Below are 26,886 nucleotides of genomic sequence, written 5' to 3' on the forward strand. Positions count from 1 at the left end.
GATAACGAGGTCGGCAGCCTCGCGTTTGAATTCAGGGGAAAAGGTACGGCGTTGTTTGGTCATCTGACACCTCGTTCTGGCGAGCATTCTCGCCTAAATGGGTGTCCGGTTTCATTAGACCACTACAGGGAGAGCGCATCATTGCGCAGCAGTGCCGTAACTCTCGATTTTTGTTAACTAATGTTGAAGGTAAGGCTACGATCAAAGAAAGTCCAACGGCCACTCCAAAAAATGACTATCCCTATCACTATAGAAGAACGACCGCTCCCTACTATTCGATTCGCGGTTAGTGGTGTAGGCGAGCCCTTGTCGGCTGCCATAGTCTCGCTATCTGAGGATCCAGAAGGGCTTATAAAATTCACCATCTCCGGGGACTCGCCCGCTACGCCAGACCTCGTCGCGACGGCTAATAAGGTAGGCGCGTCCATTGCTAAGAATCTGCCCTTGGGTGAGCGGTTGTCTTTGGTGTCAACTGCACTTCGTTCTAAATATGAAGATGACGGTTATTTGGTGAGGGACTTGCCGGCCGGGGATTTTCAAGTCACCGCAGTCCTTGATTTAGACACTGGTCGAGTGGTGGGGCGACAGCAGGCAATGCATGATGTTGTGCCTCTGGATGCGGAGATTGCAAAGCGCGTTAGCCAAGCTGTGCAAGAGGCTCTTCAAAGCGGGCCTAGTAATCTGGCTGCTGAAGTTAACCGCTTAATTGATATTGGTGACAACTTTGGAGCTGCCATCGCTGTGTTGGATGGGAGAAGTAACTTGGGTTTTTTTGGGGTTTTGCATCAAACTCTATTTGAAGCGCTTCAAAGAATCAATGTTCAGGAGTTACCGTCGCAACTAGGAAGGGAAGTTCGAGCTTGCCGAATGGCAGTGGCGGCACATGTTCAGAGGTTCGATGACGCCGAAATAGATGCGCAGGCAATTTTAGATGCAGCAGATTTCGAAAAATTTGAGGATAGTGTTAGTTTTACTAATGTTGTAGCTTTTGCTTGTTTTAAAAGGGGCGAGATTGAAACCGCAATAGGGATGTGGAAAGGTTTACTTTTTTCGAAACACAAGATTTACGCTGCTGATCGAGGCTGGATTTGCCGCAATTTAGCAAACGCGCTCCCCAAAACCAGCCCAGAGGCGGTCCGGGCTGCCCGCCGATCCGTTGATGCATTTCTCGAGGCAGGTAAAAAGCGTGATGCAGCAACCAGCATGCTTCTCCTATCAAAGTTATTAGAGTTCGAAGGGCCTGTCAGAGCCATTAAACAATTAAATAACATGCTGGATTTAATTGAAGTAAATGGGCTTATGGAGGACACGTTGCGCTCTTCAATATTTCACTCTCTGGCTGTGCAATTTCTTAACCTACGATCTTTTAGGTCTGGGTTAGACGCGGCACTTGAAGCAGTGAGGTTGATAAGAGGTATCTCCGGAGCGGAGAAAGACCTCATAGCCTCATTAAATCTCGCATCTGCGCTAGCGGATAACTGTTCAGAAGTAAAACTTTCAAAAGAGTTGGACTCAGAAGCTATCGGCTTGGAGAAAAGCGGAGCTGTCGAGAGATATATCTTGGCTCGCAGGATCCAAAAAATGTTCGGTGAATATGACGCCGATGAAGCTGAGGATCTTCGTATAGCGCTCAATGAATTTGGTGATCCGGAACTTATCTCTGTATGTGGAGTAGCTATAGCAGTTTGTGATCCAGATCTTAGTGGTACCGTTAGACTACGAAAGTTGGAGTCTGTATTGGTCAAACTTACTAATGAGGGTGCTCGACCAGAAGCAAAGCACCCCGCTATGTTTGCCATTGTACAAGTGCTGCGAAAGGAAGGGTGGCTTGATCGTGCCGCGCTGATGTTGAGAAAAATACTGGCCGACCAACCTCTAAATCTCAACGCGAGAGATACCTTGCTGCAGGTTCTATGGGATGAGGAGGCTTGGGGCGATGCGGCGATTTTTACTAAAGAACAAATCGCTTTGCACGGAGAACTCCCAGGTATTTTATGGGCTTATGGTAAGTCGTTACTTGAAGCTGGTGATTTTAATGGCGCCCTCTCGGTCTTTATGCGGGCATTAAATATAGTTGATTCCGACAATCCTATCCGCGCTGCCATCTTAGAGTGTCGTGAAAAAGCTCTTGCTTTAGGTGCAACACTCCCCACAATCACGTCAAGGGGTGGGGAAGTTGGACCGATACTTAAAGAGGAGTTGCAGCAGGCTTTTGACCAGTTCTCAAGATTCATTAGCGGGGATAAGCGAATGACGTTTTGGCGGCGCCCCGAGATCAAAGGTGAACATAAGTGGGTGTCGCATCCTGAAAAACGTGCGCAGGATTTATTTCACACTTTTTTGAAGGCACGCTTTCTAGATCGGATTTCCATTTTTGAGGAGTTAGACACCGGCGCCGGTCGTTTAGATGTTTATTTGAAGATGGATGGGGGGCTAGCAGTAATCGTAGAGCTAAAGATGTGTGGCGGCGGATATTCAAGTACCTATGCTGCGGAGGGCGAAGATCAAATTCAACACTATATGAGTAACCGCTCCTCAAGTATCGGCTATCTTTTGGTTCTCGACGCACGAGTAAAAAATAATGGAGAGGGGTTGATATCTAATATGTCGAGAGCTTCCAATACCATTTATGAGGTTTTTATTGATATGCGACCTCGGGTCGCAACTGAGAAAAATTGATCTGCATTTCGATAATATTGCGCTGGCGGTATCAGTGAATGGTTACAAAACGTATGTCGATCTTTGGTGGGAGTGAGGTCGCCAACTACGGGCTATCCCTTGAAATCGGCTGCATACCCCTACACAATCGGATGTACTTGATTTGGCGTGCTTGGCGTGCTATCAAAATGCTTTCACCACGAGCAAGGAATAGCGACCAATGGCAGTTCATTTTTATACGGGCAACCCAAAAGCTTTGTTGGCAGCGTTCAATAAGCGCATCGACCAGGTAGAGCCGAAGGGGAAGATCACCACTTGGGCTAGGGATAAAGATGGTGACTACACCCATGTAGCTAAGGATTGGACGAACAAAGCTTGGTTTCGTCCAAGTATTGTTGAAGGAGCCTTAGTGTTTAACATACTTGGTACGAAGAGTGTCGTTATGCCTATTGTCGTGTTCGGTTACTACCATGGACACTTAACCGAAACGTTTTTGAATCATTTCGATGACATGTTCGTCTTAGCCTCTTCTACCGCTAAGAACGCACCTGGTGATCAATTGGGCGGGAGTGAGGCATAGTCGACTTCTATGCTGCTAGGCGGGTATCACGTTAGGGTAAATTTAGGGCATCACCGAGGCCGCTGTAGGCCGTAAAAGGCTGATCACGTAAGCTGCGGCCTCTGATTCTTACGGGCTATGATGACGTTGGGAGGGGGACGAATCCCTATTGTTGCGTTGGCTGCCCACTGGCCGCATCGACCCTGAGTTGCTCTCTATCACTTGCAGTAAAAGGCCAAAGCGGTGACTACTATTTCAAATGAGTATCGCGCATAGCCAAAAAAATTTATCCAGACTCGATGCAGGAAAGCTGTTTGCGCGTTTAGCTGTCGGTACGCGCAACTCCGTTGTGTCATTATCTGGCGAGCAAATTATTAATCTGGTTTTGAAAGGTAAGGAGTTAAAGTGTCAGATTCTACATTTATAAAATCATTCACTGTAGATGCTATAGAGAATGTAAGTCCCATTTCTGTTTTTTTAGGTGAAACTAAAACGCATCTAATAATTACTGGTCGCAACGGAAGTGGGAAAACCTCGATTTTAAAGGCTATACAGGAAGAGTTAAGTACAATCAAATCTTCCGGCGGAAATATTCACATGCTCCGGTCTGCCAGGAGAAAAGCAGAACAAGCTTACGCGGATAACTCTACACCTGAAACGATGGCCAACTTAAATACTTACAGAAATTTCAAGGATGGAAAAGTATCCCTAGCTTACGGTGGAGGATTTGACTTTAAAAGTGATGAGGAAATTTGTATCTTTTTTTCCGCAAGTCGTGCGTTGGAGGCGAGCATTCCTTCTTCAATTACAACTTCGACTCTGCCAAGTGCTGCGGGCGACCTGCCAGTTGTTAACTCGATGATTTTGCAGTATTTGGTTAACCTCAAAGCTCAACGCGCTTTTGCTCGTGATGATGGAGATATTGAATCAGTACAAATTATTGATGTTTGGTTTGATTCATTCAAGGAAGCATTGCGGGATGTGTTTGAGAATCGAGAGCTTAATTTGGAGTTTGATAGGCAAGCATTAAGTTTTTTAATTGTTGATGGCAATAAAAAGTATACTTTCAACTCCTTGTCCAGTGGTCAGTCAGCGATTCTTAGTATATACGCTGAGCTGTTGCTGCGTGTTGAGGCAGCGGCCAATGGGAAGAAAAATGTAGGTGGTTTGATTCTAATTGACGAGCCAGAAACGCATCTTCATGCATCACTTCAAAAGAAAATCTTGTCCTTTCTTGTTAAAACATTCCCACAATTTCAGTTTATTGTTACAACCCACTCTCCATTCATTATATCCTCCCTGAAGAACACTAAGATACTGAACCTCGAAGATGGGAAAACCTATGAAGACTTTTCCTCATTTTCCTACGAGGCTATTCTGGAAGAGTATATGCAAGTAGATAAATACTCAATCGATGTTAAGAGGGAGGTTGAGAGTATTAAGGGTCTTTTAACTTCGGGGGATAAACAAGGAGCTCAGGCCGGGCTTGATGATTTGCTCGCAAAGCTAACGGTGTCTGAATTCTCAGTTCAAGCATCCGCAGAGTTAGCGCTTGAGCTGAGTTCTATCAAGTTAGCCCTAAATAACATAGAGTGATCATATGTTACATTTACCTAAAACAATGCCTGGCCCGGAAGCTGAGCTTCAAGCCGAAAAAAATAAATTAACTGGTACGTATCGAATTGCATCGGTAATTCTACAACTGAAAAGCGACTTTTACAATAAGTGCTATTTGTGTGAGGATTCCCCTCACTTCATAAACATTGAGCACTTCTTGCCTCATAAAAAAAACTTAGATCTAAAATTTTCGTGGGAAAATCTGTTTTGGGCTTGCGGGCATTGCAATAACATAAAAGGGGGCGGCTTTGATGATATTTTAAACTGTGTCACTGATACTGATATTGAAAGCAAGCTTGATTATGTTTTTTCTTCTTTTCCATCTGAAGACGTGGTGATCAATGACTTGCAAGGGAGCGCGGAATCTATAAAGACTGCGGAACTGCTTTTAAATATATATAACGGAACTACTGTGCTGAAGAAGATAGAGTCAAGCATTCTTCGTAAAAGTATCGCTCTTCAGCTTCTCGAGCTTAATATGCACGTAATGAACTTCGAAAATTCCGAGGAGGATCCAGAAGCTCGCGCATATCAAGGGGAAATGATTAAGTTTAAAGTTCGACCTAGTGCTAAGTTTGTTTCTTTTTCTCGAGCCCATCTTAAGCGATTTCCTAAGACTTTGAAAAGATTAAGGGATGAAATTGTACAGTTTCCTTTCTAGTTTGAGTTATCAGAAATAAGATGGCCGCTTGGCTGGCTATACTTGTTCAGTCAGCGGTTGGAGATTGTCCGTGAATTCCGAGGGCATTGCTCTCGCGCCGAAATGACTCACCCAGCATATTCCGGATATCATTAAGCAAGCTGTCAGAGAGAGATTTATGGTTTCAAGGCTCTAAGTCTCTCCTACTTTCGCTATGCGTCTGAGTGACAGCTTTTGGCCGATTGCTGCCAGTCATGAAGGATTGGGGTGAGCTTCTAGCTTGTCGATTAGAGCAGAAAATGACGGTGTTGCGTTAAGCAGTCCAGCTAATTCTGTACTGCGCGCATATCGCCGCGCCATTTTTCCATTGCCATTGGACAACATTATGGTGGCGTTGTAGACATCGGTTGGAACGTAGTTACCAAGCCAATCTTCCAAGGGCTCGTGCAAACTGATCAGTTCTACGTCGCTGTCTTTAAGCTCCTGAAGGTGCTTTTGCTGGCTTTCGGAGTCTGAGATAGGTGTAACGATGGCTGCCAGATTCTTGTTCCCTGTTCTTCTCAGGTGCTGTGCAAGGGGCGCGACGGAGAGTTGACCGCCAGCGGGAAAGATTGTGATCTTGGCAGAGGTCTCAAAACGTCTCAGCAATTCTTCGATTGTACGAACATCTTCTACGCTTTCGACCAAGATGATCCATTCTTGCTGAAGCTTAGGTGTGGAAGTCTCCAGCCCTAGCCTTGCTCTCTCTGCCAGGTGAGTTTCCAACGCGAAGAAGGGCTGCCCATAATCGACCGCATAACGCAGCTTCACGCGCATGGCCTCGCGCATGGTGATCTTCCCGTCGTCGATCAGGAGGAGGTCTTCTCGACCGAAGAGGATTAGGTTCAGCTCTTTACCATAGAGCAAGGCGTCTACAGCTTCAGCGCTGTAGTCAGACATGGAAAGAAATGCGCCGATCGTGCCTATGAGCTTGCCATCCACCTTGCCCTTGAAGGCATAAAGGGCTGACGCCGGAATGGGGGTGGCGTGCCATTTTGCTTCTAACAGGAAGAAACGATCCCCTATTGCAAACGAGCCGTCAATTTCCTCGCCACTCGGGCGCATACTTGAACGAGGCTCCATGTTCTCGCGTGATAGGAGCTGCGTGAGCACACGCTCAAAGGTTCTTCCTCGTTGCTGAAACCAATAGCGATCAGCCTTATCGGGCGGTCGTAACAAGTCTCTAAGCTTTAATTCAGTCACTCATCATCCCCAGTGGTTAGCAGCTCTGGGGGAATCCTATCAAGAATAATTGCTGATCGGCTGATAGTGGTCGGAAGCGGTTATAAATTCGCAGCCGCCACAGACCGAAGCCAGAAAAATATGAAGCCTTTTTATAATGGAAGGATCTAGCGAGGCGGAAGCTCCTTAGGCTTCCGCTTCTTCATCACCCTCCCTTTCTTTTGAGTTGGACGTCAATGAAATCAAGCTCTGCCTTGATTGCATCAATCGTGAGCGTCTCAACCTTGGTGTTTTTGTTTGCTCTTGCGTTGAGCTTTTTCACCCCAGCCATGCCGACGATTATCCCGTTTAAATGCAGCTTACGGGCTTTTAGGTAATCTGGCATCTGAGCGCTGTTCTGTGGTGGTTTATTCATGGTTAGACCGATGGTAGGCCCGAAGCAACCGGCCTTCGCCGGTTGCTTCGGGGAGGGTTCAAGTTAGGCTGCCAACAGGTCAAGCAGGCTATGTTGGTGTGATCGATCTGCGAGTTCTCGCCAGGTCCAGCTTCTGACGTTTTCGCCCTGTTCTGGTACGTCCAAGTCCATGAGTGCAACTTGGTCCCGTTTAATTAGCTTTCGTGCAGCCCAGAGCTTGCCGCCGGTCTCCACCAGCGCTTTTGCCGCTTCATTCCACTTTTCTTCCAGCACGAGGTTAGCCAGGTATGACGCGTCGTTTTCCACCTTTGCGTATTCTTTTCGGGCCTCCGTAATGTGCTGATCAATCGTCACCAGCTCTTGCTCCAGCGCGGTGATGAGTAGTTGTTGGCGGCGGTGATGCTCAACCGCAGTCGTGAGGTTTTTTGCTGCTTTTTGAGCTTCCGCGTTAGCGGCGTTCTCTCCCTCCACATCGCCCCAGGCGACAGCCTGTGCGTAAGCAGTGGCCGCGTCCGTTTCAGCTTGTCGAGCTTTTGCCATGTCTTCCTGATCGCTCTGACGGACCTGCTGTAGTCGGATCTCGATGGTGTTGCGCTTTTCGTTGAGTTCTATCTCGTCGGCTTTCCAGGTCGCCATGGCGCTGATGTAGCCCGCAGTCAAACTTTCACGGTTGGCCAGCGCCTCGAGACGATGGATCTTTTTATTCAATATGTGGATCTGGAGCTTTAGTGAGCTGATGCGACTGTTGTGATCATTGATTTCATCCTGAACGGCTCTCTGGCGGTCCTGTTGGATTACCTCTGGACTATCGAGTGCTTCTTCCAACGGCGGTAGGTCGCGCTGAATACTCTCCATTTCGATGGTCAGATTTTCGCGACGGTCTTTCATTTCTTGGATAGTGTTCATCTGTATTGTCTCTGCGGTGTTGCGGTTGATAGGGATGGTTGTCGAACGGCTGGCGAGGCCGGTAATCAGCCGGCGCTACCTCGATCAGCAGGCATGCCGTCAAGCGGCCTTGGCCTCGCCTTCATCCGTTCCGGGAACTGTCTTCACCACATAGCAGCGTTGAGGCCCTAACCCGGGCAGGCGAATCAAGCTGTACGCCTTTCCGTCGGCTCCCGGCTCGAGTACACCCCGTTGCAGCAGCTCCTTGTTCACCGCACTGATATTCATGCCCTTGAAGATCTCGGCCCTCCAGGCTTCCGGCAGCACGTAGTAGGTGTTGGTGGTGTGCAGGGCATCACCCATGCCGTGTTCCATCGTCTTGCGAAAGCCCAGCCGATCAATCGTGCGTGGGCCGTGCTCATCGATCTTGGCGGCGGCAGATTCCCAGCGGGTAAAGCGACTTTCTCCAAAGCGCTCGATGACCTGTCTCAGCCGCGCCAAAATCGCATCGCCCTCGAAGTTTCCGGCGCCGCCACGCTCAGCCAGCCATGCATGCAGGCAAACCCGCGCAGCAGTCGTGGCCGTACCATCAGGCCAACCGGTGACGCCAAAGGCGGTGGCCAACTCTCCGGCCGCTGCTGCGAGGCCAAAGCGAAGGGCTGCACGTTGGGCTTGCCCACTGGCCGATGCAGGTAGGTTTTGGGTGATGAACTGCTCCACCGTGCGGCGAATGATCACCGACCATCTGAGCTTTTCTCCAGGCGCGCACAGCGCGTTCAGGAAGGCGGCGAGGGGTGTGCCGTAGTATTTGGCTACACGGGCTTTGAGCGCATCGGAGAGGGCGGCTGCGTCTTCAAAACCGTTCAGTACATCAAACATGCCGAGACCTTTGCTCGCGTCGGCTGGGACGGCGAGCATGCGCACCTCCATACCCGCTTTCAGCTCCTTGTTGGCATCCGCCATGTGCTGCGCCAACGTCTTCTCCCCGGTCGAGAGAAACAGCAAGCGCCACTCTTGCACCTGTCGGCCCGCTTGTCCTCGATCATTAGCCCGGGCCTTACCGGTGCCGTTACCGAGCATGTAAACCGTCTCGCCAATAATGCGCGGGTCACACATGCCAATTTCATCCAGCACCAGTAGCCCGTCTGAATGGGCGGCTGCGATGGATTCCAAGGCGTTATCTGTCGAGCGCCATGAACGCACCAGACGCGGCCCGCCATAAACCGATGCAGCGACTTGCAGGTGAGTGGTCTTGCCCCCGGAGCTGTCGCCATACAGGTGGAAGCCGCCTGACTCATGCCCCAGCAGGTTTAGCAAAGGCCCTGCAAAGGCCACAGAGACGACAAACGCCAAGCGATGGTTACCAACGCATAGCGCGCCGATTTGCTGCTGCCATTGCTCCAGGGTGCCCGCTTCGCTGATTGGTGGAAGCTGCGCACCGGCTTCATAAAAATGCAGGTGTTCGGCGTGCGAGCCGATTTGCTGTTCGGGCAAAAGGAAGGCGTTGTCGTGCCAGCCCAGGCGCGTCACCAATCGTGCGCGCTGGGCGCTATCGAAGCCGCCGAGATAGCTCTGCAGGTCATTACGGGCATTGCGCCCCGACCGACTTCCAGCGAGGCGTAGGCCCATGTCTACCAGTGGCCCAAGTACGTCCTTGCCGAAGTCGCCGGTCATGGTTCGGGCTGGAATGTTCCAGCGCTTTTTGGCGCCGTCCGGGTCATCGAACTCGACCAACAAGCCCCAGTTGTGACCCTTGTCGTCGCGAGTGCGAGCGATGATTTCCAAAGGCGAACACACGGGACGCGCCTCGCCATCATCGCCGGAATAAAACACCCCTTCAGGCGTCAGGCGAAAGCCGCCCGGCAACAGATCATTTTTCGATTTCGCGGGGCGTTTGGCGGGCGCCTTGGCCGTCTGTTCTTGGGGTTCAGTTGGCTCAGCGGCACCGCCGAAAAACTCACCGCTGCGCTCCAGCTCGGCGACGTGACCAGCGGTCCAGCCTTTGGCTAACGCATCCGCTGCGTCATCGCCGTCTGCCCATTTTCCACCCTTGATCAGCGTAGGCTTGCCACCTTTGCTGCTGGGCTTGAGCTTGAACACGTCGAGCGAGATTCGTTGCACCGAAGCGACGCCCAGCTCAATCAACTTGAGCTCGATAGCCTCCATGCAAGTCTTACCGCTGGCGTCGTTATCCGGCCACAGCACTACGGTGCGCCCTTTGAGCGGCATCAGATCGGCCTTGTGCCAGGAATTCGAGCCGTTCGGCCAGCAGGTGGCTACATAGTCCGGCATCAGTTCAGCAGCGGCGTCCGCGGCCTTTTCGCCTTCACACAACACCACAGGCGCATCTGCACGCTGTACCAGCTCATCCAGGCGCAGCAATGGCCGAGGTTCCGGTAAGCCTTGCCAGCGCCATTGTGTGGTTTGCCCATCGGAGCGCTTGCACCAGGTCAACGGCGCAAAGACCTTTCGTGGTTTGCCGTCTTCATCGGGGCCCAAGTCGAAGCGATACAGCGCCATGACTGGCTGGCTCTGAGCATCGCGATAGATCCATACCTTGGAAGGGGTGCCGTGTTGCCGATGTTTGGCCGGGCACTTGTTCATGGCCTCGGCCGGGATCGGCTGAATCGCGACCCACTCAGGCACTGCGCTTTTCGTCGGTGCGCTTTTGGCAGTCGCAGAGCCAGCGGTAACATTGAGCAGATCCGCCAGCTTTTTGCACGCCTCAACGTCCGTGCCTCCGTCGATGTAGCGCACCAGGTCGATCAGGTCACCGCCCTTATCGCCGGTGGCAAAATCCGCCCAGGTGCCTTTGCTCAAATTGACCTTGAGTGAGCCCGCGCGTTTGTCCGTGCGCGTCGGGTTTGGTGCGGTGTATTCCTTGCCGCCGTCGACGCGTTTGCCGTTTGGCAGCCAGTGAGCAAGCACACGGTCTATGTTCTTAAGAGCGACGCTTTTCACGTCGGCAAAGCTGGGACGTTTTGAGGTGTTGCCGATGCGTTGGGTCACGGCGCTGTACTCGCTGCACACAGTGCATCGTTCACGTCATCGATCAGCGCTTTAGCCATCTCGCCCAGGTAGAACGCCGGCCAACTAAACCGCTCGCCTTTGTCACTCATGGCGGCATCAAGGGTCAGTTGATTGGCGTAGTGCTGAAACAGTGAAATTGCTTCAAGCGCATCCTCAAGCGGCACGCCTGCATTCACCCGGAATAGTTTCTGATGGGTGGCATTGGCACATGATAATTCGGCACGCCCGAGAGTCGTGGCAGTGTTCACAGGGCACCGCCTTTCTGGCCCATTGGCACAGAGGAGGCGTCACCGTACAAGGCGAGTGTTTTGATCAAGCCCAAGGTGCCGCGCACGTCCCAAATGACGGATGACAGCACGCGGTTAGAGAGCGCGGGTTTATCGCCGTCTAAGTGATCTTCCAGCAGCATCAGAACTGAATCGGCACGGTCGAGGGCGCAGGTGATGGCATCGATGGGAATACCTGCTTCGGCTTCCTGGCTGACGCAGAGCAGGTCCTCGGGCAGTGAAAAGCCTGGGAGCATGCTCATTGGGCACCCCCTGCGGCTTCCAGGGCGCGAGCCTTGGACATATGGGCGTTGTAACGGGAAAGGCGTGTAGCGAGGCTGGAGTTGGCGTGTAAAGCGGCGAGAGCCATTGCTCGATGAGCGGCGGCGCGAATTTTGGACGGATTGAGGGCGTGCATTTGGTGAAGCTCCTGTATGTGAGGAGCTGCCACTGATCGTCGCCAAACGAATTAGGGTGGCAGCTGTGCGCGGGTTGGCGAACCGGGCATACAGGACCCCGGCAGACCCGAAGGTCTCCCACGCACAGCCGCCATAAAGCAGGAATGCGGGCACAAAAAAAGCGCCTGCAATCGGTATGGGGGCGCCTGTGCGCCTGTATGTGCTCGGGTCGCCAAACCCGTTCGCTGAATTTGCAGCGACGGCCAGAGAGTAACGCCCGTTTTTTGAAAGTGCAACTGTGCAGATCACTTGCGGATTTTTTCGATGCGGCATAAATTGATCAGGCATGTAGATTTACCTCAACGCCTCCGGTTGCCGCCGGGGGCGTTTTCGTTTCAGGCATGGATGTCCCAGCGTAGGGAGACAAAAGGCAACAGGTCGCCTTCGAGGCAGGCGCGTGCATCCTCGTAGGCGTCGATTTGTTGGCCTTCGTCGACGATGATTGCTTGAGGGGCTTGGCAGGGAACCGACAATGCGCACCAGATGCCATCTCTCCATCGCATCACCATGACGTCCCGATTCAGGCGTTTTTGCTCTGTGCGGTAACGCTCAAAACGCTGCATGCCGCGTGATGAGAACCCGACTTTTCTGAGTACAGAAAAGGGCTGCAAGATTGCCCTGTTGGCAACACGACTTTTCATGCTGCCACCTGATCGCGGGCTGCGATGCGTGCCCGTGTCCATGCCTGAACTTCCCCCAATACCCACGCAACCGGAGCGCTTCGGGCATTGCTGTTGCTCAGCTTTACCGGCAACGGGAATCCGCTTTCAGGTTGACGCATCAGCTTGTAGATAGTCGGGCGTGCGAGCCCTACGATTGAAATGACCTCGGGCATGCGGATGAGGGTCATTGAGGGATCATGCGAGGGAATTGCTTTTAATACGGTAGTCATAGCGAGCTAACCCTTTGTTAATTGAGACAACGGGTCATACGCTACGCAGGGGAGGGGGAGTGGACTGTGTCTGCTCCCTTTTATTTCAGAGGTCTAAGGCCCAGAGCGATCAAGTGTTCTCGAATGGTTTTTTTAGTGCCGTTGCCCGCTTGGTCGAAAAGCAGATTGGTCAGTTCAGCATCGGTGAGACTGCGCTTTTCACTTTTCCGGCCGCTAATGATTTGCTCTGCGGCTGCTTTAATTTTTGCTCGCCTATCCATCGCGGACATCTGTATTGCTGAGTCTGGATTGCGGTTCCCGTTGCCTGCTTCCTGGCCCCGCTTCGTCGCCTTTGTCGAGAAAGCGTCGTCGAGAATTCGATGCATCAGGCTTGATGTGTTGAAGCCTTTTTTGAACACATCCATCTGCTCCACCTGGCGATAAAGACTCGCCATCAGCAGCGCTTGATTCGCCTCGCCTAGTAACGTCGCGAATTCTTCTCGTGCCCTGATCTCATTCCCGCTGCTGCGATCCCGCTCCTTTTTGATCAGGGCAAGGTACTGGCGGGGTGAGTCATGTCTCAGTTGCTCTATCAGGTCTGCATCAATGTCGTAGGTCGCGAGTTCAAGGTCGAATAGCCAATTTGCGAGCATCTCAACGGCCTGTGTTCCAAGTACCAGGGCGTAGGTAGCCACGAGCTGTGAATCTTCTGCGGAACAGCTGACCCTAAGGAGCCCTCGAATCACGCTTGGCAATGAGCCTGCTTCCGCAGAGTCGGCATGGTCGTAGATGGCATCACGTCGGGAGTAAAGGGTTCGTGTAATCAACTCTGCACCTGGGGAGTAGGAACCCTCCTCAAGCCAGAACGATGTGGTGGTGTTGATCAGATCGAAGGCACCTTTGAAGTGTTCTTTGAACTGCGGAAACAGCGCAAGACTGCGAACGGCTGCCTCAACGTCGTCTTGATCCCACACCAGGCACGTTACATCGAAGCCTGCGATTTCGAGCTCAAGCTCTTCTGCATCGATGTCCTGCTCAAAGTCCATTTAGATCTCCCCGCCGCCCCGAAGGCGATAGGCCGTTACAGCGATTCGCAAACGCAAACGCCGATGCCAGCAGGGTTGCGGGTGTGGCTTTTCTGTAACACGACTGCTCGATGTAACACGTGGCGCTCAGAAGCTTTGCAGTGCGTGTAACGCTAAATATATTCAATAAATACAATGGGTTATTGGTTGGTGTAACACGCGTAACACCCGTAACACGATTTTTGAGGGGGTGTAGGGTTAACAACTTCATACAACCTTCCCAAATTGACCTTGCACCACATTTCCTGTCTCTAGGGAATCGAGATGGTCGGCGTACCATTGCATCATCTGTGTGCGCTGCTCAAGGTACTGAGCCTTGTTGTAAATCCCTCGAACACCTTGTGCCTTGTGGCTGAGTTGGGCCTCGATATGGTCAGCAGGATAGCCATGCTCGTTGAGGATTGTGCTGGCGATGTGGCGGAAGCCATGACCTGTCTGGCGGCCTTCGTAACCAAGGCGCCGGAGTGCCATAAGGAAAACGGTATCACTTCGGGGTTTGGTGCGGTCGCTTCGACCTGGAAACAGGAGTGGGTAAGCGCCGGTTAGTTGCCGAAGCTCTATCAGTGCTTCCACTGCTTGAGTGCAGAGTGGCACCAGGTGCTCACGACCTTTCTTGCGACCCTTGCGCTCGACTGGAACGGTCCACAGTCTTTTGTCGAAATCGAACTCTACCCATTGTGCCTCTCGGAGTTCGCTGGGGCGTACAGCCATCAGGGTCAACAGCCTCAGGCCGAGCTGAACATCTTTGGCGTGGGGGTAGGAGCGTATCGCTCGAAGTAACCCCGGAAGCTCATCGGGGGAGACGTGGGCGTAGTTCTCTGCTTTTCCCGAGGACAGAAATTTATGCACACCCTCCAACGGGTTGTTGACGGCTCTGCCTGTTACGCGAGCCAGGTCATAGATATCTTTACAGTAGGCCCTCACACGGCTCATCTGCTCCAGAATCCCCTGACGCTCAAGCCCTCTCAATAGCTCCATCCACTCCATCGACATGATAGAGGTGTAGGGGCGTTTACCGAGTGAGGGGAATACATGGCGTTCGAGTGCGCCAAGTATCCTTTTGGCCGTACCAGCATCCCAGCCGCTCAGGCGAGACGTGTGCCACTCCCTTGCCAATGCTTCAAAGGTATCGTTGGCTGCATCGATCTCGGCGGCTTGGCGAGCTTTCTTGGATGTGATCGGGTTCTTACCTTCCGATGCGTCTGCGCGTAGATCAGCCGCTTTCAGGCGAGCGAAAGCACCGCCCACTTCCGGATAGCCGCCGAGGCCAAGCCACGACCATTTGCCGTCTGGCTTCTTGTAGCGTAACTCCCAAGACTTTTGGCCGTTCGGCTTGACCCTGAAATACAGCCCTGGGCTGTCTAGCTCGCGGTATGCCCCGGCCTCAGGCTCCAGGCTGGAAAGCGTAGTGTCAGCGAGAGGGCGCCGCTTAATATCTGTGCGTTTCATCCTTGTATGCCTTCAGTTCAATTATTTATGAAGCATACACGTGGGCATACACGGTGGGGAAGGATAGGGGTAGATAGAGGTGAACAGCCAGAAACAAGAAAGCCCGCACTAGGCGGGCTTCTTGAGGTGATTCATAGACTGCTGTAGACATCTATGGATCGGTACTTGGTGGCTACACAGGGACTTGAACCCCGGACCCCAGCATTATGAATGCTATGCTCTAACCAACTGAGCTATGTAGCCAAGTGGCGCGCATTATTCGCGTAGAACGGAAATGCGTCAAGCATTTATTTTGAATTTTTATCTACGCTTTCAACTGTTTAAGCGAAATCACCGGATCTGGCGACGAGTGGTTCGTGATTCACCCTGTCGAGTACCAAAAAAGCCTGATCGCGTTGGGCAGATATCCCTGCCGCCCAACGCGTGGTCTGGCTTTAGGGAAACTGCGAGTTGTGAGTGGCGCGTTTAAGCTGTTCGCGCGCCCTTGAAAGGCGCGAGCGAACAGTGCCGATAGGAATGTCCAGTGCGTCGGCTGTGTCCTGGTAGCTGCCGTCGGTTTCCAGTGAGGCGTATAGCGTCTTGCGCATTTCCAGCGGCAGGTGGTCGATGGCGCTCAGGGTTTTTTCCAGGCGACGGTTCACCTCAAACTCCCAATCCAGGTTGTGGTTGTCTTCCTGGCCATGCCACAGCGACTCATCAAATTCGCAATGCACAGGCTTGGCGTACAGGCGCCTGAAGTGATTGCGGATAAGGTTTTGCGCGATACCACACATCCAGGTGCTGAGTGTGGCATTGCCGCTGAAACGCTCTCGGTTGCGCCAGGCTTCCAGGTACGTCAATTGCAGAAGGTCGTCTGCATCTTCCGGGTTGAGGACGCGCTTGTGAATGAAGCGCCGGAGTTTTTTTTGTTGATCGTCTGTCAGGTGAAGCATGAATTGAGGCGAGCTGCCAACGAGGTGCGCTAAAGCTTCAATAGGGATATTCATGATTGTTTCCTTGGGGTAGACGCCGTCGAAAGTGTGTCGACGGGAACCCCTTTTGCACTGGCTGTGCCAAGAAAAAATCTTTTCTAACTCATTGATTAATATAGATAAATATTTTGAAATGACGCGTTTTTGTGCAGCGCCTTGCGCAGAGCTCTGAAGATCTGTGCAAGTCTTTTCAAATGTGTCGCGGGATCCGGCTGGATGGAACCGTTTGAGCAGGCCTTGCCACACAGGGAAACACTCTTCCTGTTCAGGTCTGTCCATGAAAGTCGAATCCTCCCCCGATGTGCAAACGGTCCGTCCTCTGGATCAACCTGCTGTCATCCAGACCTCTACGCCTGCGCCCGTCAATGGCGTGGATGAGCTCGCCTACCTGTTCAACCTGGAAGTGGAAAACAATAGCCAGCCCTTGAGCCAGCGGAAGATGAGCGTGCGCGTGCCTCCGATCGAGCACATGGCGGAGCTTTATCGTCAGCTAGGTCATCCGGCCAAGAAGACCCTGGCAATGATTGCTTTGCTGGTCAGGGACGCGTTACGGCAGCGGGCTGATGTTGGAGAATTGCTGAGGCTTTCCGAGGGAGACCCCGCGCGCGCGTTTGTCGTGCTCAAATATGTGTCGGCCCAGGCAGACACTGAAGTGCGCCCGTCCGAGGCGGCATTGGCGCGTGATGCCATGGCCAAGCTGCAGGCCCGCTTCAAAGGGGAGATTCAGGCCGGCCTGAACATCGCCGTGGCACTGCAGGCGGCCAGTGTCGATCCGCAGGAGCGCCAGGCGCTGCGTACGCTCTACTACGCCAGTGTGGTCACGCGCCAATCGTTGTCGACGATGATGCAGGCGTTGCTCGGCGTGTACGGCGGCGAACGGTTTGCCGACGGGCTCATCGTGATGCGCAAAGCGCTGGCGGACGATATAGCGGCCAAGGTGTCGTCAATGCCGACACCGCTGTTGCGCACTTTGTTACTGGGCCTGCAGAGCTGTGGGCAATTGAGCGGGGTGCTGGCGGGGTGTCATGCGCTGCTCCAGCGCCTGGGCATCAATCACGACGCAGTGAGCTTGCTGCAGCGCATGCTGAGTTTCGCCGGTACTGGTATCACCTCTGCTGAGATTCTACGGATCGGCGATGAACTGGCGGGTGGTCCGAATGCCCAGCAATTGGTGGCGCTCAATGCTCTTTACCCCTTGGTCCAGCAATTGCCATTAGCGTTATGGCTCGACAGTCGAGTGCGTGAAGAAACCCTTCGTGGCTTCCTGGCGGTGATGGGGGAACTGGATCGGCTCGCGCGTGGCCCTGCACGTTTTCCAAGTGAACTGGGGGCCATGGCGTGACGGCACTTTCGGCCATCAACCGCTTTTTGCTCAAGGTTGCGCAGCGCGCCGAAGTGCTGGGCGCTGTGGTGGTGCTGGCCATCGTCTTCATTTTTATCGTGCCGTTGCCCACCTGGTTGGTGGACATTCTGATCGCGCTCAACATCTGCATCTCGTGCCTGCTGATCGTGTTGGCACTGTACCTGCCGGGTCCCCTGGCGTTCTCTTCGTTCCCCTCGATCCTGCTGTTGACCACCATGTTTCGCCTGGCGCTATCGATCGCGACCACGCGCCTGATCCTGCTGGAGCAAGACGCCGGTGACATCGTCGAAGCCTTCGGCAATTTTGTGGTCGGCGGCAACCTGGCCGTGGGGATGGTGATCTTCCTGATCCTGACACTGGTCAACTTCCTGGTGATCACCAAGGGCTCGGAGCGGGTGGCCGAAGTCGCGGCGCGGTTCAGCCTGGATGCGATGCCCGGCAAGCAGATGTCGATCGACAGCGACCTGCGTGCCGGCCTGATTGACGGCATGCAGGCTCGGGACAAACGCGAGCAGTTGTCGCGCGAGAGTCAATTGTTCGGGGCTATGGACGGGGCCATGAAGTTCGTCAAGGGTGATGCCATCGCGGGCTTGATTATCGTTGTGGTCAACCTGTTGGGTGGCTTCTCCACGGGCATGTTCCAACATGGTTTGAGTGCTGCGGATTCAATGGCACTGTATTCGGTGCTGACCATCGGCGACGGCCTGATTGCGCAGATTCCGGCGCTTCTGATTTCTCTCACCGCCGGCATGATCATTACCCGTGTGGCACCGGACGGACGCAAGGGTGCCAGCAACATGGGCGCCGAAATTGCCCGGCAAATGACCAGCGAACCCAAGAGTTGGATGATCGCCTCGGTGGGGATGCTTGCATTTGCCGCAGTACCCGGCATGCCTACCGGGGTGTTTATCCTCATCGCGACGATAACCGGTAGCTTGGGGTACTACCTGATGCGCCAGCGTCAACGGCAGGAGCAACCCGAAGCTGAAGCCGCAGAAGCGGTGCGTCCCGAAGAAAACGGTCGTGAGGACTTGCGTGGGTTTGATCCGTCAAGGCCGTACCTGTTGCAGTTCTCTCCGGTGCTGCGAGGGACGCCTGAGGTGACGGATCTTGTCCACTCGATTCGCCAGGCCCGGAACGCACTGGTCGCCAATATCGGCTTGACACTGCCACCGTTCGAGGTGGAGCTCGATGATTCGCTCGCCGATGATGAAATGCGCTTTTGTGTGCATGAGGTACCGATGGTCAAGGCCTCGGTGGTCAATCATGTGGCGGTTGAGCGTAAGGCGCTGACGGTCGAGCCTGCACACGCGATACCGGGTTTGGCAGATCGCGATGAACAGCATTGGGTTTGGCTGACGCCGAATGATCCGCTGCTCGATGATCCACAGGTGGAACGCTTCACCGCGTCGAGCCTGATCGTTGAGCGGATGAAGCAGGCAATGATGCTCAGCGGGCCTCAGTTCCTGGGGATTCAGGAGAGCAAGTCGATCCTTAGTTGGCTGGAGCACAACCAGCCGGAATTGGTTCAGGAGCTGCAGCGGATCATGCCGCTGTCGCGTTTTTCAGCGGTGTTGCAACGCTTGGCCAGCGAAGGTGTGCCGTTGCGGGCTGTACGACTGATTGTCGAGTCACTGATCGAGTACGGCCAGCATGAACGTGAGCCGGACGCGCTGGCCGACTACGCGCGCATTGCGCTCAAGGCACAGATCTACCATCAGTACAGCGAAGCCGACGGTCTGCATGCCTGGTTGCTGTCGCCGCAGACCGAAAACATCCTGCGTGAAGCGCTACGCCAGACACAGACCGGGGTGTTCTTCGCACTTGACGACGAACATAGCGCGGCGTTGGTCGGGCTGCTCAACCAAGCCTTCTCGGTGCGTCCAAAACTCAAGAGCGTGATGTTGGTGGCGCAGGATTTGCGCAGCCCGCTGCGTACCTTGTTGCTGGAAGAATTCAACCACGTGCCGGTGCTGTCCTTTGCCGAGCTGAGCAGCACGTCCAAGGTCAAAGTACTGGGGCGCTTCGACCTGGGCCAGGATGAATTAATGCGCGATGCGGTGGCATGAGGGTTGGTCTGGGTTCAGCACGGAGGGCTCGATGATGTTCGAGCTGCGAGTGCTTGATGGGCTGCATCAAGGCGCTGCGTTGCCATTGTTTGGGGAGCAGTGGAGCATCGGTGCACACGCCGATGCTGACTTGGTGCTGAACGACCCGGGCATCGCCGAGCAGCATGCGCGGCTACGACTCATCGACTCGAACTGGTCGGTGCAGGCTGAAGCGGGGCTTTTGCAGGATGCCGATGGTCAGGTGTTGGCACAGATCGCACGCCTGGTGCTCAACGTCACGTTTTTGGTCGGCAGTGTGCGGCTGTGTGTGACGTTGGCCGATGAACCCTGGCCCCAGGCGCCCGCCCCCGTAGCGACAGCGTCGCCACGGGTCAATGAGCCGGCACGGGCGCTTAAGTTATCGGCCATCTCGCATTCGCAGCAGAAGCGTCTGATTACACTGGTGCTGGTGGTGACGGTCATCTTTGTTCTGGTGGGCATGGCGTCCACCGGGAAGCCCGAGGCCCTGGCTTCCTTGATGCCACCTGTGGTGCAGAAACAGGAACTGGCCTCACCGTTTGAGGTACGCCAGCAGTTGTTGAAGATGCTCCGCGAACGTGAATTGAGCCAGCGAGTCGGTTTGCAAGTGATCAATGGGCAGGTCGCGCTCAGTGGGGACGTCTCACAGGATGAAGTGGACCTGGTCGCGCGCATGCTCAGCCGCTTTGGCGAGCAGTTCGACAGCGTGGTGCCGGTGATCAGCCGTGTACGCGTACGCGATGGGACGTTGCCGTTCAAGATCGTGCAGATCGTAGGTGGGCCCAATGGTCATGTGGTCCTGGAGGAGGGCAGTCGACTTTTTGTCGGGGATGAGGTGGACGGCCTGCGCCTAGTGTTGATCGACAACAGCAAGGTGGTCTTCGATGGCGTGCAGCGTTATGAGGTGCGCTGGTGAGCGCGGAACTGCAAGCACGCCTCGACGCCTGGCAGCAGCGCCAAGCCCAGTCGTTGGCCACTTTTGCGCCTGTGACGATGCGAGGTCGCATCCAGCGAGTCAATGGCATGTTGCTACAGTGCCGGCTGCCTCAGGCGCGTATCGGTGATTTGTGTCGGGTGGAGAAAAAACCTGGCGACTACATGTTGGCCGAGATCATTGGTTTTGATCAGCAGGATGCCGTGCTCAGTGCCTTGGGCAACCTGGAAGGGGTGCGGGTGGGCGCTGGCGTGGAGCGTCTTGGTGTAGCGCATCGGGTCCAGGTCAGCGACGCATTGTTGGGCCAGGTGCTGGATGGCTTCGGGCGGCCGATCACGGGAGAAGGCCCCAGTGCGTTTGTCGAGGCCGACTTGCCGGACACGAGTGCGGTGTTGTGTGAGGCGCCGTTGCCCACCGAGCGCCCGCGGATCAACCGCGCGCTGGCCACCGGGGTGCGCTCTATCGATGGCCTGTTGACGCTGGGCGAGGGTCAGCGCGTGGGTCTGTTCGCGGGGGCGGGCTGCGGCAAGACCACCCTGTTGGCCGAGATCGCCCGTAACGTTGAGTGCGATGTCATCGTGTTCGGCCTGATCGGCGAGCGGGGTCGGGAGCTGCGTGAGTTCCTCGATCATGAGCTTGATGAGCAACTGCGTTCCAAAGCGGTACTGGTGTGTGCCACGTCCGATCGCTCCAGCATGGAGCGCGCCCGTGCGGCCTTCACGGCGACGGCATTGGCTGAAGGGTATCGGCGCAAGGGGCTTCGCGTGTTGCTGCTGATCGACTCCCTGACCCGGTTCGCCAGGGCCCAGCGCGAAATCGGCCTGGCCGCCGGCGAACCCCTCGGTCGTGGCGGCCTGCCGCCTTCGGTGTACAGCCTGTTGCCGCGGCTGGTGGAGCGCGCCGGGTTGACGCGTGAGGGGGTGATCACGGCGATCTATACCGTGTTGATCGAGCAAGACTCCATGAACGACCCGGTGGCTGATGAGGTTCGCTCGCTGCTCGACGGTCATATCGTGCTGTCCCGCAAGTTGGCCGAGCGCGGGCACTACCCCGCAGTGGATGTGCTGGCGAGCCTGTCGCGGATCTTGAGTAACGTCGCCGAGCCTGCGGATATCCAGGCGGGTACGGCGTTGCGGCGTTTGTTGTCCGCCTATCAGCAAATCGAGCTGATGCTCAAGCTAGGTGAATACCAACCTGGCAGCGATGCCTTGACTGACCTGGCGGTGGACAGTCGCCAGGCGGTCGACAATTTCTTGCGCCAGGACTTGCGTGAGCCTGCACCGATGGTGGCGACGCTGGCGCAACTCAAGGAGCTGACGGCCTATGTCCCTTTCTGATGTGTTGCTCGGTGAAGTCGAGACGTTGCGGCGCCTGCGTCGGCACCGGGCAGACCGGGCCGAACGTGCCTTGCGTGAGGCGAAGCGAGCCCAGCAGGCACTGTTCGCGCATATCCAGCAGGCCCAGGATGCGCTTGAGCAAACCCGGCAGGAGGAGGCCCTGCAAAGTGCTCAGTTACTCAGCCAGCACCAGGGGCAGGTACTGACCCTGCAGGCCCTGAAATCCTGGGGAACCCAGGAGCGTTCCTTGTCGGCCAGCACCCGACGAGACATGGGGCAGTTGGAGGCCTTGCGGAGCCAGCGGGAAGAAAAGCAGACCCGTGTTGGCAGTGCCCAGAAACAGGTCACGGAATGCCTGCGGCAGGTGGAAAAACTTCAGGAGTTATCCCTTTTACTGGCGCAGGAGCCGATATGACCCAGGTTTCAGATAAACCCGCAGAACGCCCGCGCCTGCGCGAAACACACGAGGAGCGAGAGTCGGGAATTGCAGGCGTAGTGCCTGCGGAGTTGACGCGGTTATTCGCCCAGTTTTGGGCCTATGACGGTGACGGCTCGGGTGCGGGAACTTCTCTGTCGGGAACGAAGGGCGTGGAGGGTGCAGCCATGATCGAGGCGCTTGCCGAACAACTGGCACCTCGTCTGCAGGCCGCTTCGCAGTGGCCGCTTCAGGCAGTGTTGTACCTGCCTCGCCTGGGGCGGATCAACGCCAGTGTGCGCCGCGAGCAGGGTGCCTGGAGTATCGACCTGGAAGCGGAGGAAGAGGCTACTGCGCGCTGGCTCAGCAGCGTGCGGCAACAGGTTGAGGGCCGGTTTACGCAAACGCTGGGGCGGCCAGCCAGCGTGTTAATGGCCAATGTCGGCTTCGCATGATAGTGCCGTTGCTGACACTCCCTTTGGTCAACGGCGATACGGTTGCCGCCCGGCGTCGACTGGGACGTGGGCTGTTCCTGGCGTTTGAGGTGGCGGGGCAGGGCGGCCAGTTGCGGCTTGAGCCTGGACGTGCGCCCGCGGGTGGCGAGGCTGTGTGCTTTGAAACCGTGTGTGGTGTGCTTGCGCTCGCCGAGGCAGGACCGTTGCTTAGCCTGCTGGGTGAATGCCCGGTGACGCTGGCCCCGTCCGGTAATGATCCGGATTCGTGGTTCTGGGCGGTGTTCCAGCATCACCTGAGTCCTCAGGTGAGAGCGCTGTTCGGCTTTGTGCGATTGCTGGAGATCGATCGACCCACAGCGTTTGGCTGCCGACTCAGTGTGACCCTGGGGAAGACTCGGGTCGAGGGGTATGTGTGGCTGAGCGCCTTGAGCTTCCTGGCGTTGTGCGATGCCGGGCCATGGCGTGCTACGGCGGTGCCGATGCCCGCCTCGTTTCGATTGGCCATTGCGGTGACCGTTGGACGTCTGCAGTTACCGATCGCGCAGGCACGCAGCCTGAGGCCCGGTGATGTGCTGGTGCTTGAACAGATCTTTTTTCTAGCCCAGGGCAGTGGCTATTTACAGGTTGGTACCCAGCGACTGCGCGGTTGTATCGACGATGACAGTGGACCGTTGCGCTTGACCCTAACTTCAATTGAGGACACGTCTGTGGACGAGGATTTCATAGCCCCCCACTACTCAGGGGAAGAGGAGGATGCACCCGTGATGGATGTATTCGGCCACGAACCGTTCGATGAGCTGAGCATGGCGCTGAACGTACGCTGCGGCACGCTGAACCTTACCCTGGGTGAGTTACGCAACCTCTCGCCCGGCGCGGTTTTGGGTATTGCCGGTTACGCGCCGGGCATGGCTGGCCTCTATTACGGGGACCGGCCTATAGGTCAGGGGCAGTTGGTGGAAATTGACGGCCGCCTGGGCTTGCAGTTGTCCCGCGTGATGTTCGGTCGATGACATTTCAGGGGGTAGACCCCCTCATCCTGGCGATATTCGTTGCTGCGTTGTCGTTGATGCCGATGCTGTTGATCATCTGCACATCGTTCTTGAAGATTGTCATTGTGTTGATGATCACCCGCAATGCCATCGGTGTGCAGCAAGTGCCGCCGAGCATGGCCATCAATGGCATAGCGTTGGCGGCCACCCTGTTCATCATGGCGCCAGTGGGCTACGCGATCGCCGAGCGCCTCAAGGTTTCCCCCCTGGACACGTCCAACGTGCAATTGTTTCTGCAGACAGGGCGTGAGGCCATCCAACCGTTGAGTGCCTTCATGCTGCGCAACGTGGACCCGGATGTGCTGACTCATCTGCTGGAAAATACCGCACGCCTTTGGCCGGCGAAAATGGCCCAAGAGGTACAACGCGAGGACCTGATCCTGTTGATCCCGGCGTTTGTCCTGTCGCAACTGCAGGCGGGGTTCGAGATCGGTTTTTTGATCTACATCCCCTTTATCGTCATCGATCTTATTGTCTCCAACCTGCTGCTGGCGCTGGGTATGCAAATGGTTTCGCCGATGACTATTTCCCTGCCGCTCAAACTGCTGTTGTTCGTGATGGTGTCCGGTTGGTCGCGTCTGCTCGACAGTCTGTTCCTTTCCTATCTCTGAGGGGCTTATGGAACCGATTGTGTTGTTCAAGCAGGGCATGCTGCTGGTGGTAGTACTGACGGCACCGCCGTTGATTGTGGCGGTGGTGGTGGGTGTGTTGACATCGCTGGTGCAGGCCCTGATGCAGATACAGGACCAGACGCTGCCCTTCGGTATCAAATTAGTGGCGGTGGGTATCACCTTGATCATGACCGGGCGCTGGATCGGCGTGGAGTTGATCCAACTGATCAATCTGACCTTCGACATGATCGGCCGCTCGGCCCTGAACTGAGGTAGCGCCTGTGCTGCTGTACCTGGAGTATCTGCCCAGCTTGCTCATCGGCATGGCGCGTATTTATCCCTGCGCCATTCTGGTGGCAGCGTTCTGTTTTCAGCATATTCGCGGCAGGCTCCGCGGCACTATTGTAATGGTCCTGGCGCTCCTGCCTGCGCCGGGTATTCACGCGGCGCTGGAGGGGCACGACTACTCGGCGCTCATACTCGCTGGGCTGGTGCTCAAGGAGATTGCCCTGGGATTGTTGCTGGGGGTGCTGCTGTCGATGCCGTTCTGGATGTTCGAGGCAGTGGGAGCGTTGCTGGATAACCAGCGCGGTGCCTTGGCCGGTGGCCAGCTCAACCCTTCGTTGGGGCCGGATGCCACCCCGATGGGGCATTTGTTCAAGCAATTGGCCATTTTTCTGCTGATGACCACCCTGGGGTTGGGCGCGTTGACCCAGGTGATCTGGGACAGCTACCTGATCTGGCCTCCCACGGTGTGGTTCCCGCTGCCGGCGGCGAATGGAATGAGCCTGTTTGTCGATCTGCTGGGCGATACCTTTACACACATGATGCTCTACGCGGCGCCTTTTATTGCGGTACTGCTGTTGCTGGAGTTTGGTATCGCGCTGCTGGGGGTCTACAGCCAACAGTTACAAGTGAGCACGCTTGCGCCACCGGTCAAATGCCTGGCGGGTATCGGTATTTTGTTGCTGTACTTTGCACTGCTGCAGGACCTGATCGTCGGGCGCATGAGCCTGCTGGGCGACTTGAAACACTCACTCGGTCTCTTGATAAAGGTCGCCACCCCATGAGTGATTCAGGCGAAAAAAAACACCCGGCCTCAGCCAAAAAGCTGCGTGACCAACGCAAGAAAGGCCAGGTCGCCCAAAGCCAGGATGTCGCAAAGTTACTGGTGCTGACCGCCATCAGCGAGATTGCGTTGTTCACCGCCGAGACCAGCCTGCAACGCTTCCAGCAATTGATGCTCTTGCCGATGTCACGCCTGACGCAGCCCTTTGCGCGAGCACTGGAAGAAGTGCTGTCCGAGGGTTTGGTGGTGTTTTTCTCATTCGCCCTGTTGATGGTCGGGGTTGCGATTGCCGCCAAGCTGATCAGCAGTTGGATGCAGTTCGGGTTGCTGTTTGCTCCGCAGACCCTGAAGCTGGATTTCAACCGCCTCAACCCGATCAGCCAAATCAAGCAAATGTTCTCTGCCCAGCAATTGATGAACCTATTGATGAGCGTTGCGAAAGCATTCCTTATCGCTTTGATTGTGTATGGGGTGATCTGGCCCTCATTGGGCACGCTGATCAACCTGGCCACCAGCGATCTGCAAAGTTACATCCTGGCGTTGATTGCGCTGTTTCGTCATCTGCTGCATGCCTGCCTCGGCATGCTGCTGGTGCTGGCGCTTATCGACCTGGTGATGGTCAAGCACTTCTTTGCCAAACGCATGCGCATGACCCAAGTGGAGGTCGTCAAAGAGTACAAGGACATGGAAGGTGACCCTCACGTAAAGGGGCAGCGACGTGCACTGGCGCATCAGATGGCCCAGGAAGAACCCAAGGTCAAGCTGCCCAAGCTGGAAGAGGCCGATATGCTGGTGGTCAACCCGACTCACTTTGCCGTGGCCCTTTACTACCGGCCCGGTAAAACGGCGCTGCCCCTGCTGGTCAGCAAGGGCACAGATGACGAAGCGCGCAAATTGATCCGGCGCGCCAAGGCGGCCGATGTGCCGGTGATCCAGTGCGTATGGCTGGCACGCACGCTTTACACGAAAAAACTGGGAGCCAGCATACCCCGCGAAACCTTGCAGGCTGTGGCGCTGATTTACCGCACCTTGCGCGAGCTCGATGATGAAGCCAAGCGCGAAACTCTGGAACTGCCGGAACTCGAGCAGCGTTAATCATCTGTCCAAGGCTTGCAGATTGGCCAGCGACAGCATCCGGCTGAGGACCCTGTCGAGGGTGCTGTTCGTTGCCGGCAATGCATGCCAGATCACCAAATGGCCTTTGGCGTCGAGGTAGATAAAACAGCCATCGAACGCCACCGCCTGTTCAAAACGTCGCTCCAACGCTCGCTGCAATTGCCCGGCCTGCAACGTTTCGCGAGCGACTTGCAGGGCCAGCCCTGGGCGATTTCCGGCGGGCAGTGCGCACACCTTGATACCGGGCGCGAGGGACAAGTGAGCAGCAGCGCCGCTCACTAGGTTGTCCAGAAATACCTGGCGTTTATCGTCGGGCATTTCCTGG

Annotated in this window: 27 protein-coding genes and 1 tRNA gene; 15 read left to right on the forward strand and 13 right to left on the reverse strand. The window is 55.2% G+C overall.

Annotated elements, in window-relative coordinates; all coding sequences use genetic code 11:
• Positions 1-465: 465 nt before the first annotated feature.
• From AACY08_RS04340 to AACY08_RS04355, 4 genes are all read left to right on the forward strand, one after another.
• Positions 466-2,679, forward strand: a complete 2,214-nt coding sequence (locus AACY08_RS04340; RefSeq protein WP_339468302.1) for a tetratricopeptide repeat protein — start codon at positions 466-468, stop codon at positions 2,677-2,679.
• Between the two features lie 199 nt (positions 2,680-2,878).
• Complete coding sequence (locus tag AACY08_RS04345; RefSeq protein ID WP_339468304.1) at positions 2,879-3,238, forward strand: hypothetical protein; 360 nt, start codon at positions 2,879-2,881, stop codon at positions 3,236-3,238.
• 384 nt (positions 3,239-3,622) lie between these two features.
• Positions 3,623-4,813 (forward strand): AAA family ATPase, encoded by a 1,191-nt coding sequence (locus AACY08_RS04350; protein WP_339468306.1) that lies wholly within the window; start codon positions 3,623-3,625, stop codon positions 4,811-4,813.
• A gap of 4 nt (positions 4,814-4,817) precedes the next feature.
• Complete coding sequence (locus AACY08_RS04355; RefSeq protein ID WP_177132760.1) at positions 4,818-5,495, forward strand: HNH endonuclease; 678 nt, start codon at positions 4,818-4,820, stop codon at positions 5,493-5,495.
• Positions 5,496-5,726: 231 nt separating this feature from the next.
• Here the strand turns inward: AACY08_RS04355 and AACY08_RS04360 are convergent, their stop codons facing one another.
• The 12 genes from AACY08_RS04360 to AACY08_RS04415 form a co-directional block, all read right to left on the reverse strand.
• Complete coding sequence (locus AACY08_RS04360; protein ID WP_177132762.1) at positions 5,727-6,716, reverse strand: hypothetical protein; 990 nt, start codon at positions 6,714-6,716, stop codon at positions 5,727-5,729.
• Between the two features lie 184 nt (positions 6,717-6,900).
• On the reverse strand, positions 6,901-7,080 hold the full coding sequence (locus AACY08_RS04365; protein WP_445262017.1) for a hypothetical protein: 180 nt from the start codon (positions 7,078-7,080) through the stop codon (positions 6,901-6,903).
• A gap of 93 nt (positions 7,081-7,173) precedes the next feature.
• A complete protein-coding gene (locus AACY08_RS04370) occupies positions 7,174-8,016 on the reverse strand; it encodes a chromosome segregation protein SMC (RefSeq protein WP_339468312.1) in 843 nt (280 codons plus the stop codon).
• Between the two features lie 99 nt (positions 8,017-8,115).
• Positions 8,116-11,004: a DUF927 domain-containing protein gene (locus AACY08_RS04375; RefSeq protein ID WP_339468313.1), complete on the reverse strand. Its 2,889-nt coding sequence runs from the start codon at positions 11,002-11,004 to the stop codon at positions 8,116-8,118.
• Entirely contained in the window at positions 11,001-11,273 is a 273-nt protein-coding gene (locus AACY08_RS04380; RefSeq protein WP_339468314.1) for a DUF3077 domain-containing protein, read from the reverse strand. The genes AACY08_RS04375 and AACY08_RS04380 overlap by 4 nt, the downstream gene beginning before the upstream one ends.
• Positions 11,270-11,554 carry a hypothetical protein gene (locus AACY08_RS04385; protein ID WP_339468315.1) on the reverse strand — a complete coding sequence of 95 codons (285 nt, stop codon included), beginning with the start codon at positions 11,552-11,554 and terminating at the stop codon, positions 11,270-11,272. The genes AACY08_RS04380 and AACY08_RS04385 overlap by 4 nt, the downstream gene beginning before the upstream one ends.
• 530 nt (positions 11,555-12,084) lie before the next feature.
• A complete protein-coding gene (locus tag AACY08_RS04390; RefSeq protein ID WP_106805475.1) occupies positions 12,085-12,390 on the reverse strand; it encodes a hypothetical protein in 306 nt (101 codons plus the stop codon).
• On the reverse strand, positions 12,387-12,641 hold the full coding sequence (locus tag AACY08_RS04395) for a helix-turn-helix transcriptional regulator (RefSeq protein ID WP_026078127.1): 255 nt from the start codon (positions 12,639-12,641) through the stop codon (positions 12,387-12,389). Before AACY08_RS04395 ends, AACY08_RS04390 begins: the two co-directional genes overlap by 4 nt.
• An 80-nt stretch (positions 12,642-12,721) precedes the next feature.
• Positions 12,722-13,666 (reverse strand): hypothetical protein, encoded by a 945-nt coding sequence (locus tag AACY08_RS04400; RefSeq protein WP_339468316.1) that lies wholly within the window; start codon positions 13,664-13,666, stop codon positions 12,722-12,724.
• A gap of 246 nt (positions 13,667-13,912) precedes the next feature.
• Positions 13,913-15,154: a tyrosine-type recombinase/integrase gene (locus AACY08_RS04405; protein WP_339468318.1), complete on the reverse strand. Its 1,242-nt coding sequence runs from the start codon at positions 15,152-15,154 to the stop codon at positions 13,913-13,915.
• A 166-nt stretch (positions 15,155-15,320) separates the two neighbouring features.
• A tRNA-Met gene (locus tag AACY08_RS04410) sits at positions 15,321-15,397 on the reverse strand.
• Positions 15,398-15,588: 191 nt separating this feature from the next.
• The gene (locus tag AACY08_RS04415) at positions 15,589-16,140 is read right to left on the reverse strand and encodes an RNA polymerase sigma factor (protein ID WP_339468667.1); all 552 of its coding nucleotides are present in this window, start codon (positions 16,138-16,140) and stop codon (positions 15,589-15,591) included.
• A 262-nt stretch (positions 16,141-16,402) separates the two neighbouring features.
• Between AACY08_RS04415 and sctW the strand changes: the two genes are divergently transcribed.
• The 11 genes from sctW to sctU are packed head-to-tail and all read left to right on the forward strand — an operon-like array spanning position 16,403 to position 26,540.
• Positions 16,403-17,467 (forward strand): type III secretion system gatekeeper subunit SctW, encoded by a 1,065-nt coding sequence (gene sctW, locus AACY08_RS04420; RefSeq protein ID WP_339468319.1) that lies wholly within the window; start codon positions 16,403-16,405, stop codon positions 17,465-17,467.
• Positions 17,464-19,557, forward strand: coding sequence for a type III secretion system export apparatus subunit SctV (gene sctV, locus AACY08_RS04425; protein WP_339468320.1), 2,094 nt, complete (start codon positions 17,464-17,466; stop codon positions 19,555-19,557). The genes sctW and sctV overlap by 4 nt, the downstream gene beginning before the upstream one ends.
• 34 nt (positions 19,558-19,591) lie before the next feature.
• A complete protein-coding gene (locus AACY08_RS04430) occupies positions 19,592-20,491 on the forward strand; it encodes an FHA domain-containing protein (protein ID WP_339468668.1) in 900 nt (299 codons plus the stop codon).
• The gene (locus tag AACY08_RS04435; RefSeq protein WP_339468322.1) at positions 20,488-21,846 is read left to right on the forward strand and encodes a FliI/YscN family ATPase; all 1,359 of its coding nucleotides are present in this window, start codon (positions 20,488-20,490) and stop codon (positions 21,844-21,846) included. Before AACY08_RS04430 ends, AACY08_RS04435 begins: the two co-directional genes overlap by 4 nt.
• Positions 21,833-22,261 carry a type III secretion system stalk subunit SctO gene (gene sctO / locus AACY08_RS04440; protein WP_339468323.1) on the forward strand — a complete coding sequence of 143 codons (429 nt, stop codon included), beginning with the start codon at positions 21,833-21,835 and terminating at the stop codon, positions 22,259-22,261. Before AACY08_RS04435 ends, sctO begins: the two co-directional genes overlap by 14 nt.
• Positions 22,258-22,716 carry a type III secretion system HrpP C-terminal domain-containing protein gene (locus AACY08_RS04445; protein WP_339468325.1) on the forward strand — a complete coding sequence of 153 codons (459 nt, stop codon included), beginning with the start codon at positions 22,258-22,260 and terminating at the stop codon, positions 22,714-22,716. Before sctO ends, AACY08_RS04445 begins: the two co-directional genes overlap by 4 nt.
• Complete coding sequence (locus AACY08_RS04450; RefSeq protein ID WP_339468327.1) at positions 22,713-23,726, forward strand: FliM/FliN family flagellar motor switch protein; 1,014 nt, start codon at positions 22,713-22,715, stop codon at positions 23,724-23,726. The genes AACY08_RS04445 and AACY08_RS04450 overlap by 4 nt, the downstream gene beginning before the upstream one ends.
• On the forward strand, positions 23,723-24,376 hold the full coding sequence (gene sctR / locus AACY08_RS04455; RefSeq protein ID WP_339419623.1) for a type III secretion system export apparatus subunit SctR: 654 nt from the start codon (positions 23,723-23,725) through the stop codon (positions 24,374-24,376). The genes AACY08_RS04450 and sctR overlap by 4 nt, the downstream gene beginning before the upstream one ends.
• 7 nt (positions 24,377-24,383) lie before the next feature.
• Entirely contained in the window at positions 24,384-24,647 is a 264-nt protein-coding gene (gene sctS / locus AACY08_RS04460) for a type III secretion system export apparatus subunit SctS (protein WP_314560937.1), read from the forward strand.
• A 10-nt stretch (positions 24,648-24,657) separates the two neighbouring features.
• Complete coding sequence (sctT, locus tag AACY08_RS04465; RefSeq protein WP_314560936.1) at positions 24,658-25,446, forward strand: type III secretion system export apparatus subunit SctT; 789 nt, start codon at positions 24,658-24,660, stop codon at positions 25,444-25,446.
• Positions 25,443-26,540, forward strand: coding sequence for a type III secretion system export apparatus subunit SctU (sctU, locus tag AACY08_RS04470; RefSeq protein ID WP_339468331.1), 1,098 nt, complete (start codon positions 25,443-25,445; stop codon positions 26,538-26,540). The genes sctT and sctU overlap by 4 nt, the downstream gene beginning before the upstream one ends.
• On the opposite strand, the gene AACY08_RS04475 is transcribed toward sctU, so the two are convergent.
• Positions 26,541-26,879 carry a transcriptional regulator gene (locus tag AACY08_RS04475; RefSeq protein ID WP_339468333.1) on the reverse strand — a complete coding sequence of 113 codons (339 nt, stop codon included), beginning with the start codon at positions 26,877-26,879 and terminating at the stop codon, positions 26,541-26,543.
• Between the last annotated feature and the right edge of the window lie 7 nt (positions 26,880-26,886).

The organism is Pseudomonas sp. EL_65y_Pfl1_R83 (assembly GCF_963970695.1).
Taxonomy (GTDB): domain Bacteria; phylum Pseudomonadota; class Gammaproteobacteria; order Pseudomonadales; family Pseudomonadaceae; genus Aquipseudomonas; species Aquipseudomonas tritici.